The following is a 14,250-nucleotide window of genomic DNA, read 5'->3' as shown; positions in this document are numbered from 1 at the left end:
ATAATGCGCCTTCGTATGCTTGTGTATTAACCATGCATAGTTGTTGTTTCAAAGAGAGAATACATGTTAAAAACGATTTTTAAGCTTTTACTAACCGTGTTTTTTGTATGGGCGCTTGCATATCCGTTTATACAAAATGATGATGTTGAGCTAGATGAACAAACGTCAGAACAACCAAAAAAAGTGAAGAAAAAAGAAAAACCATTACATAATGTAAAACTGCCAAAGTTTTCAGAATTTAGTGATGTTAAAGAAAAAAAACATGCATTTTTTAGCTTTATTCGTCCGCACGTTGAAGCCGAAAACAAAAAAATATTACAGCAACGCGCTAAGCTTGAAATAGCACGCATGATGCTACAAAACGAATTACCTTTAGAAAAAAAGCAAAGCAAAGATATTGCAGCAATATTAAAGTCGTACGGTTTACCAACCACCATTGATACGCTAATACTTACGCAAGCACTACGCCGTGTTGATATAATTCCTAAAGAATTAGCGCTTATGCAAGCTGCGAATGAATCTGCGTGGGGCACATCGCGTTTTGCACGTATTGGCCTTAACTTTTTTGGTCAGTGGTGTTACACAAAAGGTTGCGGCATGGTACCAAAACGCCGTAATACTGGAGCTGCACACGAAGTTGCTGCGTTTAAATCGGTAAGAGCTGCTATAAACTCTTACTTTAAAAACATAAATACGCATCCTGCTTATAAAGATTTGCGCGCAATACGTGAAAACTTACGTCTTGAGCAAAAACCAATTTTAGCGACTGAACTTACACATGGTTTAATGTCTTACTCTGAGCGCGGTGAAGCGTATATAGAAGAGCTAAACACGATGATTAGCCAAAATAGAGCCTACTTTGATGAATAAATACATTTTTAATTGCACCAACGCCATTGCGTTAGTGCTGCTGGGCATGAGTGCATTTAATGTTAATGCAAGAGAATTTGTTATGTCGTATGACGGTTTTTATGACCGATTAAAAGTTGTTAACAAAGGCGACTTTCAATATGCGCGAGTTAATTTTTATATAAGTGATATAGCAACTAATGAAGCGTGTGCCATTAAAAGCGGCACTATTTTAACTGAAAGAAACGAGTACCCACTTAACTTCACCGATAAAGCACAGCTATTATTACCGTTCGATAAGCAACTTGATACAGATAAAGCCGTCATTGTGGTGCAGCCACAAAATCCAGATCATGATTGCCAATTAAAACTTCAAATAGAAGCAAACGAACTTGAAGATTTAACGTTTTCAAAGCAGTCGTTATATACCATTAACGAAGAACTTGATGAGCTGTTAACTGATTTATCGGGCTTTTTTGTAAGTAAATTAATGTGGTTTTTATTACCAGAGCAAAAGGGCGTAGCGGTTACATTTAAAAGCCCAATGCAATTTGATGATAAGAGCATAACGTGTGAAAAGTCAGTGTGTTATTTTGCAGTTAAAGATAGCTGGGAAGATGATAGCGCAGTGCTTGGCGATATATCGAACGTTATTAAAGTAACGCCTTGGATTGTTAAGTAGCTCACATACAAAAAGCGGCATTTAGCCGCTTTTTTTGTACCAAAATCAGTACTCTTTTTTAGTCTTTGGTTTTTATTTAATAAGTGGTGCTGATGAATCGCGCTGCATTAAAGTAGGTTCAAAAAAGCGATTTATAACGAGGTTTTTATTTTGATATACGTCTTTAAGCACTAATTTAGCTGCCATTTCGCCCATTTTCCCGACCGGATTATCTATGGTCGTGAGTGTAGGGTATAGGTAGTTTGCAAAAATAACGTTATCAAATCCAACAATCGATAAATCAATTGGTAAGTTATAACCGTGCTCTCGTGCATACTTCATGGCACCGGAGGCCATTTCGTCATTGGCGCATACCAGTGCAGTAAAGCTAAGTTTTTCATCAATAAAATGTTTTAAGCCTTTACTACCGCCGGTTTCGTTAAAGTCCCCAATGTAATAAAGCGCAGGATCAAATTTAATACCAGCCTCTGTGAGTGCTTGTTTATGACCCTCTAAGCGGTTAAAAGCATCGGCTTTAAACTGCGGACCTGCAATGTACGCTATTTGTGTATGGCCTTGATTTAATATCGATTTAGTGGCTAGGTAGCCACCTAATTGATTATCTAGGCTGATACAGTTGTCTTTTAATTGCTCTACGTAACGGCTCATTAAATAAACGGGCGTAGAGCCTTTACTTAGTTTTATTAGGTAGTCGTCTGATACGGCTTCAACGTGCAAAATAATAGCATCGCAGCGTCTGCTAATTAAAAACTCAATGCCTTCTTGTTCTTTGTCTTCTTCACTGTGCCCGGTGGTAATAATAACGTGTTTACCCGCAGCACGAAGCTCCGACTCAATACCTGCCATCATTTGGGCAAAGAAAGGACCATGTAACTCAGACACTAAAATACCGACACTGTTAGTACAGTTAGAGGCTAAAGATTGCGCTATTGAGTTAGGCTTGTAGCCAAGCTGCTCCATGGCATCAAGCACTTTTTGTTTGGTTTTATCGCTTACACGGGTATTTTTGTTCATCACGCGAGAAACGGTGGCTAACGATACGCCCGCAAGCTCTGAGACTTGATAAATTGTTGCCATGTTATTTGTTCACTCGCTTATCCTTAACTACTTCGGCTAAATAATACCTTAGAGTATATATCTTAACTAGCTGTTAGTTTAGATTGAATATTTTCAACAACCTGATTAGTCAGTGTATATTTTTTCATTATGTAGGCAACAAATAAAGATCCAAAAGCAGGTAACACAGTAAATGAAAGTAAAATACCGTGTTGAGTATCAAGTGTTTGTACTACATCGGCCTGATAACTGTAAAAAGATAACAACCAGCCTGCAATTGCGCCGCCTACCGCCACGCCCATTTTAATAAAAAATATGACGCCTGAATAAACTAAACCCGTAATGCGTACACCTGTTTTTTCATGCCCGTAATCTATGGTGTCGGCCATTTTTGCCCACAACAAAGGGGTTGCCATATCTAAAAAGAATTTCCATAAAATAAAGGCAGTAAATGCGAGTACTAATTGATCTTTACTAATAAAGTAACTAAAACCACAAATAGCGGCGGCAATAACTTGTAAGCTTATATAGGCTTTTATTTTACAAAAGCGCTTTGCAAGCGGTTGAGCTAAAGCACACCCTAGCATGCTTGCTGCAACGCCTAGTGTCATAAATAAGGTGATTAAATCGTCTCGACCTAAATAGTATTTTACGTAGTAAACAGCAAGCGTAAGCCTTAATACTTGACCGGTAAGTAAAAAAAACGCAGCTAAGCAAAGTGTTCGCCATTGATCGTTTTTAATTAATGCTTTAACACTTTGGGCAAAAGGAATGTTTTGCTCTTTTGGCTGTTGTATACGCTCTTTTGTGCCTAAAAAACAAAGTAAAAAAAGTACAAAGCCTAAAATGCTCATTGCAGTCATGGTGTATTGATAGCCCTTAGCTGCATCGCCTTGGCCAAAGTACTCAACCATTGGCATAGTACAACCCGCTACTATTACGCCGCCTAACATACCAAATACAAACCGGTAAGACTGAATAGTCACGCGCTCTTTTACATCTGCAGTAAGTACACCGCCCAATGCACAATAAGGAATATTGATAGCGGTGTAAGCCACCATAAGTAGTGTGTAAGTAGTAAAGGCGTAAATTATTTTATCGGTGCCTTCTAAATCAGGCGTAGTAAACGCTAAAATACTAATAATGGCAAAAGGAAGCGAAAGCCAAAGTAGGTAGGGGCGAAAGTGCCCCCAGCGCGTATGTGTTTTGTCAGCAAGGTTGCCCATTAATGGGTCGGTTACAGCATCAAAAATACGTACTGCTAAAAACATAGTACCGACAACAGCGGGTGATAAACCCACTACGTCTGTGTAGTACAGCATTAAAAACATCATAACTGTTTGAAAAATAATATTACTGGCGGTGTCGCCTAAGCCATACGCTATTTTTTCTTTTACACTGACCATGATTATTTATCCCGCTTTATACTTGTTTTTAGTTATGGGTATGCTCTTATCTTTTAGAGATGAGTTCTTTATAAGCTAAGCCACTTTTTTTAATAGTGCGTTGCTGGGTTTTATAATCTACATACACAATACCAAAACGTTTTAAATAGCCTTCAGCCCATTCAAAGTTATCCATTAGACTCCAAGCAAAGTAGCCATGTATAACAACACCTTGTTCAATTGCATTATGAACCGCGTTTAAATGAGTATTATAATAACTTAAACGGTCTAAGTCGTTAACTGCACCATTATTATACGTATCGGGCATTGCTGCACCATTTTCGGTTATATAAATAGGCGGTAAGGTGTATGTTTTATTAAGCGATACGAGCAGGTCGGTGAACGATTGCGGGTAAACTTCCCATCCCATATCAGTCAACGGACCTGTAGGTGCAATGGGTTCATAAATGTCAGTAGGATGCGCCTTATAAACTTGGCGGGTATAAAAGTTAATGCCTAAGTAATCAATTGGCTGAGAAATTAATTCCATATCACCTGGGTGTATTTCTGGTAAATGATCCTCAGGTAGTTGGTTAATTATATCAGGGTATTTACCGTCCATTATTGGTTTCATGTACCACTGATTTAAATAGTCATCAGCGTATTTTGCACTGTCTATGTCTTGTTGAGTATCTGTAAGCGGGTAGGCGGGTGTAAAGTTAAGCACAATGCCGTTTTGAGTATCAGGCGATGTTTTATTTAGCACGTTCATAGCCAGACCATGAGCGAGTAATAAGTGATGAGCTGCTTTTTTACCATACTGCTTGCCTACTAGACCTGGGGCATGTATGCCAATTTCGTAACCCAAAAATGCGCTGCAAAAGGGTTCGTTTAATGTAGCGTAAGAATACACTCGTGTTCCAAATGCGTTAGTAATTAGTTCTACGTACTGCTCAAATGCATAAGCTGTTTTTCTGTTAAGCCAGCCGCCTTCATCTTCAAGGTGTTGCGGTAAATCCCAGTGATACAAAGTAACAAAGGCTTTTATATTTTTTCGTTTTAGCTCATCTAAAATATCAGTATAAAACTTAACGCCTACAGGATTTAACTTTCCGTCTTGAGTCATAACGCGAGGCCATGAAATAGAAAGCCTGTAAGCATCAACACCTAGAGACTCTATTAAATCTATGTCTTGTTGCCAATTGTTGTAATGATCGCAGGCAATATGACCATGTGAATTATCAGCAATTTTACCTGCAGTACTACAAAAGGTATCCCAAATACACGGTAAGCGATGCTCATACCCGCCCTCTATCTGAAATGATGCTGTTGCTACACCATAAACAAAGTCTTTTGTTAATAGAGGTGAATTAAATGGTAATGATATTTTTGTCATTGGTTACAAACCTTTTTGAGAACTTAATTGCACGCTTAGCGCCTATTTTTACTGACTTTCAGCGGTTACAAAACATTATTAAAAATAAAAGTTGTTGAAATATGTAACATGTTCGTATTTAATTAGCCGTGAAAGCGCTTACATTTTTAGATTAATGTTAATTAATCTTCAGGTCAACTCTTTAATACTGCGCCTTAGCGGGGTTTGTATTAATTACTTACTGAAGATCAATTTATAATAATAAATTGCGGAGAGCACATGGCTAGTTCAGCACCACTGACATCACACACACAGTCGCAAAACCACCAAGATAAAAACTATGGTTTTGCACTTACATCTTTAACTTCACTATTTTTTATGTGGGGTTTTATTACCTGCTTAAATGATATTTTGATTCCGCATTTAAAAGCGGTTTTCGATTTAACTTATGTTCAAGCAATGCTTGTGCAGTTTTGCTTTTTTGGCGCTTACTTTTTAATGTCACTTCCAAGTGGTTATATAGTTAAAAAGGTGGGCTATAAAAAAGGCATCGTGATTGGATTATTAATTGCAGCAGTCGGGTGTATATTATTTTACCCAGCAGCGTCTTTACATAGTTACCCTGTATTTTTATTCGCTTTATTTGTACTTGCCAGTGGCATAACGTTATTACAAGTATCTGCAAATCCTTATGTAAGTTTGTTGGGCTCACCAAAAACTGCGTCATCTCGACTTACGCTTACCCAAGCTTTTAATGCATTAGGTACCACTGTTGCGCCATCATTTGGTGCTCTGTTAATTCTAGACTCAGCGTCAGAAGCCTTTTTAACACCGGCTCAAAATGCAGAGTCAGTTCAACTTCCTTACCTCCTTTTAGCTGCAATGCTTATTTTACTAGCCGGTATTTTTGCTTGGCTTAAATTACCAGACATTATGAGCGAGCAAAAAGCAGAAGCCGAAAAATCAGATGCAATTGAAGGCAGTGCTTGGCAGTATCGCCATCTTGTATTAGGTGCTGTGGGTATATTTACGTATGTAGGCGCCGAAGTGGCAATTGGTAGCTTTTTAGTAAGCTTTTTAGCACAAGAAAATATAGCAGGGCTAAAAGAGAATGTTGCAGCTCATTACATCACTTATTATTTTGGTGGTGCTATGGTTGGGCGTTTTATTGGTGCTGCTGTAATGCAAAAACTACCCGCAGGTAAAGTACTTGGCTTTAACGCAACCATGGCTATTATTTTAGTCATTATTGCCATGAGCACGTCGGGTCAATTAGCAATGTGGTCAATACTATTGGTTGGTTTATTTAATTCTATTATGTTCCCAACTATTTTTAGTTTAGCGTTAAATGGACTTGGTAAGCATACCGCTCAAGGCTCTGGTATTTTGTGTTTGGCGATTGTAGGTGGTGCAATAGTGCCACTTTTACAAGGTGCGCTTGCTGATAGTGTGGGTGTTCAACTTTCGTATGTTTTACCTATTTTATGTTACATATTTATCGTGTTCTATGGTTTAAGCGGTAGCAAACCAGTTCATGCGCAGGAGACTCTATAATGAAAACCCCTTTTACACTTAATAAAATAGCCTTAGCAACATTAATTGCATCAGTAGGTACTTTATCGGCTTGTTCAAACGACGCAGTGACATCGGTTGAAACTAATGAAACGTTATCTAAAACAGCGCAAATTTGGCCAAAACTTAATATTGCCGTTAAAAAAGATGCCGATATTGAAGCTAAAATAGTTAACTATTTAAAAGCCATGACACTTGAGCAAAAGGTTGCTCAAATGATTCAGCCAGAAATTCGTGATATTACCGTTGAAGACATGCGTAAATATGGCTTCGGTTCATACCTTAATGGCGGTGGCGCATTCCCTAATGGCGACAAACATGCAACACCTATGGACTGGGTAGCCTTAGCAGAGAGCTTTTATCAAGCTTCTGTCGACGACTCAGTTGATGGCAGTAGTATCCCAACTATGTGGGGCACCGATGCAGTACATGGCCATAATAATGTAATTGGTGCCACGTTATTTCCGCACAACATTGGTTTAGGCGCGGCGAATAATCCTGATTTAATCGAGCAAATAGCATCGATTACTGCAGTAGAGGTAATGGCTACGGGTATTGATTGGGTATTTGCACCCACAGTTGCCGTAGTGCGCGACGATCGCTGGGGAAGAACCTACGAAGGTTACTCAGAAGATCCAAAAATTGTACATGATTACTCAGCAGCCATAGTAAATGGCTTACAAGGTAAAGCCGATGGCGACTTTTTAAGTGACAAGCGTGTAATTAGTACCGTTAAGCACTTTATTGGCGATGGCGGCACCGTTGATGGAGATGATCAGGGAAATAATATAGACAGCGAGCAATCGCTATTTGATATTCATGCCCAAGGTTACGTAGGTGGTTTGTCGGCGGGTAGTCAATCTGTTATGGCATCTTTTAATAGCTGGAATGGCGTTAAAAATCACGGCAATAAATACTTACTTACAGATGTATTAAAAACACGTATGGGTTTTGATGGTTTTGTAGTGGGTGATTGGAACGGCCATGGGCAAATTGAAGGCTGTACTAACGAAAGCTGCCCAGAAGCGGTAAATGCTGGCCTTGATATTTTTATGGTACCAACAGGTGCGTGGAAGCCGCTATATGAAAATACAATTGCACAAGTAAAAGCAGGTAAAATAAGTATGAGCCGCATTGATGATGCGGTTGCACGTATTTTACGCGTTAAGTTACGCGCTGGGTTATTTGATAAACCAAGTCCGGCTAAGCGTCTTTACTCGGGTAAAACAGAGCTTATTGGCGCGCAAGCTCATCGCGAAGTAGCACGTCAAGCTGTGCGCGAATCGCTTGTATTACTTAAAAATAAAAATAACCTATTACCTATTGCAGCTAATCAACGCGTACTTGTTGCAGGTGATGGTGCCAATAACATAGGCAAACAGTCGGGTGGTTGGAGTATTACGTGGCAAGGGACTAATAATAAAAATGCAGACTTTCCTGGAGCAACGTCAATTTACAAAGGGCTTGAAGAGCAAATATCTGCAGCAGGTGGAAGTGTTACTTTAAGTGCTGATGGTACGTTTGAACAACGTCCTGATGTTGCCATTGTTGTATTTGGTGAAGAACCTTACGCAGAAGGGCACGGCGATAAAGATAATCTAGAGTTTGAGCGCGGAAATAAAAAGTCATTAGCACTTTTAAGCTCGCTAAAAGAGCAAGGCATTCCTGTTGTATCTGTGTTTATTTCTGGTCGCCCTATGTGGGTGAACAGCGAACTTAACGCATCTGATGCGTTTGTGGCTGCATGGCTACCTGGTACAGAAGGTGCGGGTATTGCTGATGTGTTATTAAAAGCGGCAGACGGCACCATCCAAAATAACTTTAAAGGTAAGCTATCGTTTTCTTGGCCTAAATCGGCGGTACAAACTGCGGTTAATAAAGGCGATGAAAATTACGATCCATTACTTCCTTATGGTTTTGGTTTAACGTATGGCGATAAAAATGTGCTAGCTGACGACCTTGATGAAGACTCTAAACTTGATAACTCAGGGCTTACGAGTATGGATATACTTGTTGGTGCACCTGTAGCGCCATGGCGCTTATTGTTAAAATCGGGCGATGAGCTTTTAGATGTATCGAGTAGTACGCATGAATTTGGTGCAATTAAATACCGTACTGAGGACAAAACAGTACAAGAAGACGCGCGCCAATTTAACTTCAGCGGTGCAGAAAAAGCCAGTGCTGAAATAGTAACGAGCTTTGCAGAAGATACCATTGCCTACGTTGAAGCAAACAGTGTGATTAGCTTTGATATTAAATTAAACGAAGCACTAACGAGCGATGTAGCCCTTGCTATGACTTGTTCTGGTGAGTGTGGTGCAAGCATTGATTTAGCAAACGTAGTTGATAAAACTATTGAAAATAAATGGCAGTCAGTATCAATCGATTTAGGTTGTTTTGCTGATAAGGGTGTTAATTTTGCAAGCCTAACAAGCCCATTTAGCTTACACAGCAATGGTAAAGCATCAATTTCTGTAGCTAATATTCAGTTTGTACCAAATAAAGCGGACGAGGCTACGCTGTCTTGTAAGTAGTTTATTAACTCTATTGTGTGTATACCAAAGCCCTTCTAATGAAGGGCTTTTTTTATGGATAGATGTTAGCTAGATAAAATATGGTAGTTTAAATATAGTTGTTTTTAATGCGCTTATAAGTCACTTAAAAGCAATTAACTTTTCGTGAGTAAGTTTTTTTCATCAAAGGTTACTACTTTGTCTCGGCCAGTTTCTTTAGCTAAGTAAAGGCGTTTATCGGCATAAGCGAGCAGTTCTTTTATAGTTGCATTCCCATTAATTGCATTACTTACCCCAGCGCTTACGGAAAGTTTTATATGCTGATTTTCATGATAAAAAGCTTGAGTGCTTATATTCTTTCTTAATAGCTCAGCATCACTTTTTGCTGCACCAAGGGTGTAATCAGGTAGTAAAATGGCAAATTCTTCTCCGCCAATTCTGGCACTAATACCTACATTTAAAAATTGCTTTTTAATAAAGTGAGATATCCACTTAATTGCGTGGTCGCCCGCTTCGTGACCAAACTGATCGTTTACACGTTTAAAAAAATCAATATCGAGCAAAATAACAGACACATTTTTGTCTATATTTTTAGGATCACTTAGTGCTTCTTTACTTTTTGTAAAAAAGCCACGGCGATTAAGTAATTGGCTTAAAGTATCGGTGTTAGCAAGGCTTGAAAGTGTATGCTCTGTATTAGAAGCCAGCAGGTATGGCAATATTAGTGCGCTACAAGTGGCCAAAATTAAATGACTACTTAAGATAAGTTGCAGTGGCTCTATGTAGTTTGGCGAATTAATACTAAAAATAGATATTGCCAATAGTGTTGTTTGTATGAGCATTAAAATGCTGTGAATTGAAAAACAAACTATCAGCGCTTTTTTTTGCAAAGTGGCTACAAAGTTCATCTGCTTAATAATATATGCGGAATATAGGTATAAAACCGAAATAATTAAGCTTGTCAGCATTTGCCCTGCAGGGTCTGAATATATGGGTAATAAAGCAACCCCCGTTAATCCAAGGAGACAATAAAGAGGTTTTAAGTTTAGTGCCTTACTGTGCTTATATTTATTTAACCCAATAATAATTAATAATGGACTTAGTAATATAAAAATATCAGCCAAATAGTGTGTAATAAAAGGCGTGTCTATTACTAACTTTAAACAGGCAAGTAACTCGGCAAATGCAAAGGTAATGCATGCTAGGCCAAATAATAAAAATGATGTTTGTTTTTTAAAGTTATGTACGGATAAAAAAAACAAGCCTATTAATACGTTAAGAATAAAAGAGAGACTGATCACAGTAGGCAGGTGTAGCATTTAAGATTCTCTTTTATTAAAGATAGGCGTGGTTGGTGTGGAAAACTTGCTGATTATTATGTATTAATGTTTAAAGGTCAATATGGGTAAAAAGTAGTAATTTACCCATATATCTAATTTGAAAGGGATTTTAACTGAACGAATATTAACGCCCGCTAAACCAAGCTCTCTAAAGCCGATTTTATATCAGGATGATGAAAACGATAATTGTTAACGAGTGCCTTTTTAGGGATTACAAATTGCCCCGTTGTTAGTAAGTCTGACATTTCACCCATTAATAGTTTAAGTACTGGGGTTGGCATAGTGATAAATGCAGGTCGAGAGAGCGCCTCGCCTAAGCTTTTACTAAATTGAGCATTGCTTACAGGGTTGGGTGCTGTTGCGTTAACAGGGCCTGATATTTCTGGGTGTTTAATAATAAAGAGTATTAGCTGAATCATATCGTCGATGTGTATCCACGACATGCCTTGCTCGCCATTACCAATCGGGCCACCCAGGCATAATTTAAAAGCAGGTAACATTTTTCCAAGTGCACCTCCTTTTTTAGCTAAAACAATACCCGTTCGCAAAAGGCATACTCTGGTTTGTTCTGATTGGGCGAGTAGTGCTGCATTTTCCCAGTCTTTACAAAGCTGGTGGCTAAATTCATCGTGTGGGCGTTCAAAAGTTTCATCAATAGGATTACTATTTTGTCGACCATAAAAACCAATTGCACTGCCAGATATAAAAGTATGCGGGGGTATACTACAGGCTTTAATCGCTTGACTAATTTGCTGTGTAATATCAATACGACTGTTTCGTATTATTTGCTTTTGTTTGTCGCTCCAGCGTTTATTTACAATCGGCTCGCCAGCGAGATTAATAACGATATCAACAGTGTTAAAGTCAACATCACTAATGTCACTTACGGCTTTAACTTTGTGGCCTAATAATACGTTTGCTTTAGTTGGATTGCGGCTAAGTACAGTAACAGTATTATGATGAAGTAAAAAAGGGCATAAGTGCTTACCAATTAATCCGGTCGCGCCAGTTATAAATATATGCATTATTCATCCTTACAATAAAATAGAAGCAAGTGATTAAAAAACATACTCGCTAGCAAACAGCTTTGCAAATTTATACGTAAAACAGGCTTTTATGATCACTTCGTAATTATTTCATTTAATTACCTTTTGCCTTACACTGGGACGATATAGTTAATAAAAGGATTAATAAATTGGCAAGTTTAACTGGAGTAAATAAAAGCTTAATAGTTTTTGCTTCCTTAGTAGTGGTCCTCGCTGGAATAAAAGCCGCGAGTGTAATTATTATTCCGTTTATTTTGGCGGCATTTATTGCCATTATTTGTAACCCGCTTATCAAGTTTTTTGCGCGCTACAAAATTCCTAAAGGCATTGCTGTTATGTTGGTCGTGCTGATTATAGTTGGCTTAGGGGTAAGCCTTGGCGGGCTTGTAGGGCAATCTATCAACGACTTTTCTCAGCAGCTTCCTGAGTATAAAACACAACTTAAAGAAGAGTTTGTGTGGCTGGTCGATTTAGCATCTCAATACAACATACTGATCAATAAAGATCAGTTAATTAATATGTTCGACCCTGGCAAAATGGTTGATGTGGCCACTAATATGCTCACTGGGTTAGGTGGCGTAATGGCAAACATGTTTTTAATTATTTTAACGGTTGTTTTTATGCTGTTTGAAGGGCCAATGCTGAGCAAGAAAATACATATGGCACTTGAAGACCCTGATAGTAAAATGAAGCAAATTGACCGCTTTTTAGAATCTATTAATTCATACTTGGCAATTAAAACGCTAGTAAGTTTAGGGACGGGTATTATTGCTGCGTTTTACTTATGGATTTTAGACGTTGACTACTTTGTGCTTTGGGGCGTGTTGGCATTTATGTTCAATTACATTCCAAATATAGGTTCAATTATTGCGGCTGTACCAGCTGTATTACTTGCCCTTATTACTCAAGGCCCATTAGTGGCAGGACTTGTTGCTGCAGGGTATTTAACAATAAATACGGTAATGGGTAATATTGTAGAGCCTAAGTTTTTGGGCAAAGGGCTGGGTCTTTCAACGTTAGTGGTGTTTTTATCATTAATATTTTGGGGCTGGTTATTAGGCACTGTGGGTATGCTTTTATCTGTACCATTAACAATGATTGTAAAAATAGCCCTAGAAGCCAGTGCAGAGGGCAAGTGGGTTGCCACTTTACTGGGCAGTGGTGAAGACGTTACTAAAAATAACTAGCATCTATAACCATCAAGGGCTGTAAAATTAAAACCCTTGATGGTTAAATTATCAATAAATACAGGGCTATTAATTAATAAACGATTTAATAGCGTCATCCACTGCGTTTATTGCGCCTTCTAAATATCCCGCTTCTTGTTTTGCAAACTCACTCGCTACAAAATGAATATTGAGGTTACTTAATTGCTCTTCCAAGTTTGAAAAATCAAATTCTGGGTGCTGTGAAGGCTGAGTTTGATCGTCTTTATTAGCTACAAATTTATCCTCTGCCCAGTCTTTAATAAAGTATCCGGTTGCCTTTTCAGCATCCTTACCATAAAAGTAGCTGAGCTGTTGGGCACAGGCTTGAATTAATTGCTCTTGAGTTACTTGGTTTCGTGATAAGTAGGGCACACCTATAAAGCCAAATAATGCGGCGTAATTACTATCCTCAGCACTGGCATCGTGAATCTCGACCATAGGGCCTACGCGGCTAAAGCTTTGCCCAGATAAGTTTTTATCACGCCAAAATGCATGTTTAAAAGTAGCTATAAACTTGGCTTGTCCTGCCATCCATGTAGGTACGCTGCTAAGGCGGTTTATGAGTGTTGGAGTCGCCCATAGTTCAGGTGTTAAATGCGTTGTAACCATACGAGGAGGAATTGCTGAAATTAATTTGCCAGTAGTAAAGTGCTTTATATTGCCTAAGTGATTAACCGTAATTAGCCAGTTATTATCACCTTTTTTAAGCTCAGTGACATTATGTTCTAATAATATTGAATCAGGATTAAGCTGCTCATATAAGGTAGTTATTAAGGTATTCATGCTGTGTTTGAGTCTAAATAGTTGCATATCTCCAGCACCTGCAATTTGTTGAGGTTGTTTGGAGTTAGGTGCTTGATATAACACATCACCTTTATTGTATTGCTCAAATATACTTAAGTTGAGTGACTTTATTAGCGCTTGAATTTTTGGTTGGTGGGGAAATATCCACGTAGGACCCAAATCAAAACTAACATCGTTTTTTATTGGTGATTGCGCGGCAAAAATTCGGCCACCCAATTGCGATTTAGCCTCTAATAATAAGTACTCAATATTAAGTAGTTGTAATTTATACGCACTGTATAAACCAGCAAGTCCGCCACCGATAATAATTACTGGTTTAGTCATCTGTTTATCCATTAGTTTTTAGCAATCTACTAGTAGGTAGTTTGTTTTGATATGAATAAATTGTCAAGTAAGCTAAAGGGAGTGAGTAAAGAAACG

The 14,250-nt window shown here is 38.4% G+C and carries 11 protein-coding genes; 5 read left to right on the top strand and 6 right to left on the bottom strand.

Translation table 11 applies throughout. The features are described from left to right. The first annotated feature begins 63 nt into the window (after nt 1–63). Together H5126_RS08150 and H5126_RS08145 are read left to right on the top strand one after the other, a co-directional pair. Nucleotides 64–870, top strand: coding sequence for a glucosaminidase domain-containing protein (locus H5126_RS08150; RefSeq protein ID WP_024606443.1), 807 nt, complete (start codon nt 64–66; stop codon nt 868–870). Then, a complete protein-coding gene (locus tag H5126_RS08145; RefSeq protein ID WP_259413286.1) occupies nt 863–1,531 on the top strand; it encodes a DUF2987 domain-containing protein in 669 nt (222 codons plus the stop codon). Before H5126_RS08150 ends, H5126_RS08145 begins: the two co-directional genes overlap by 8 nt. Nucleotides 1,532–1,603: 72 nt before the next feature. Here the strand turns inward: H5126_RS08145 and H5126_RS08140 are convergent, their stop codons facing one another. The 3 genes from H5126_RS08140 to H5126_RS08130 all read right to left on the bottom strand — a co-directional run bounded on the left by H5126_RS08140 (nt 1,604) and on the right by H5126_RS08130 (nt 5,368). Further along, nucleotides 1,604–2,608, bottom strand: coding sequence for a LacI family DNA-binding transcriptional regulator (locus H5126_RS08140; protein ID WP_182696452.1), 1,005 nt, complete (start codon nt 2,606–2,608; stop codon nt 1,604–1,606). A 62-nt stretch (nt 2,609–2,670) separates the two neighbouring features. Beyond that, a complete protein-coding gene (locus H5126_RS08135) occupies nt 2,671–3,993 on the bottom strand; it encodes a glycoside-pentoside-hexuronide (GPH):cation symporter (RefSeq protein ID WP_182720449.1) in 1,323 nt (440 codons plus the stop codon). Nucleotides 3,994–4,039: 46 nt separating this feature from the next. Then, nucleotides 4,040–5,368, bottom strand: coding sequence for a GH1 family beta-glucosidase (locus H5126_RS08130; RefSeq protein ID WP_182696454.1), 1,329 nt, complete (start codon nt 5,366–5,368; stop codon nt 4,040–4,042). 258 nt (nt 5,369–5,626) lie between these two features. Between H5126_RS08130 and H5126_RS08125 the strand changes: the two genes are divergently transcribed. Both H5126_RS08125 and H5126_RS08120 read left to right on the top strand, forming a co-directional pair. Then, entirely contained in the window at nt 5,627–6,901 is a 1,275-nt protein-coding gene (locus H5126_RS08125) for a sugar MFS transporter (protein WP_182720450.1), read from the top strand. After that, complete coding sequence (locus H5126_RS08120; protein WP_182720451.1) at nt 6,901–9,453, top strand: exo 1,3/1,4-beta-D-glucan glucohydrolase; 2,553 nt, start codon at nt 6,901–6,903, stop codon at nt 9,451–9,453. Before H5126_RS08125 ends, H5126_RS08120 begins: the two co-directional genes overlap by 1 nt. Nucleotides 9,454–9,587: 134 nt before the next feature. Here the strand turns inward: H5126_RS08120 and H5126_RS08115 are convergent, their stop codons facing one another. Together H5126_RS08115 and H5126_RS08110 are read right to left on the bottom strand one after the other, a co-directional pair. Further along, a complete protein-coding gene (locus H5126_RS08115; protein WP_182720452.1) occupies nt 9,588–10,751 on the bottom strand; it encodes a GGDEF domain-containing protein in 1,164 nt (387 codons plus the stop codon). 155 nt (nt 10,752–10,906) lie between these two features. Then, a complete protein-coding gene (locus H5126_RS08110) occupies nt 10,907–11,797 on the bottom strand; it encodes a TIGR01777 family oxidoreductase (protein ID WP_182692544.1) in 891 nt (296 codons plus the stop codon). Between the two features lie 170 nt (nt 11,798–11,967). On the opposite strand from H5126_RS08110, the gene H5126_RS08105 reads away from it, so the two are divergent. Beyond that, nucleotides 11,968–13,005 (top strand): AI-2E family transporter, encoded by a 1,038-nt coding sequence (locus H5126_RS08105; RefSeq protein ID WP_024595420.1) that lies wholly within the window; start codon nt 11,968–11,970, stop codon nt 13,003–13,005. A 69-nt stretch (nt 13,006–13,074) separates the two neighbouring features. Here H5126_RS08105 and H5126_RS08100 read toward each other — a convergent pair whose 3' ends face one another. Next, a complete protein-coding gene (locus H5126_RS08100; protein WP_182720453.1) occupies nt 13,075–14,154 on the bottom strand; it encodes an FAD-dependent oxidoreductase in 1,080 nt (359 codons plus the stop codon). Nucleotides 14,155–14,250: the final 96 nt, after the last annotated feature.

It is taken from the genome of Pseudoalteromonas sp. SG45-3, from assembly GCF_014164075.1.
Classification (GTDB): Bacteria; Pseudomonadota; Gammaproteobacteria; order Enterobacterales; family Alteromonadaceae; genus Pseudoalteromonas; species Pseudoalteromonas distincta.
This window is presented reverse-complemented; position numbering and strand designations above follow the sequence as displayed.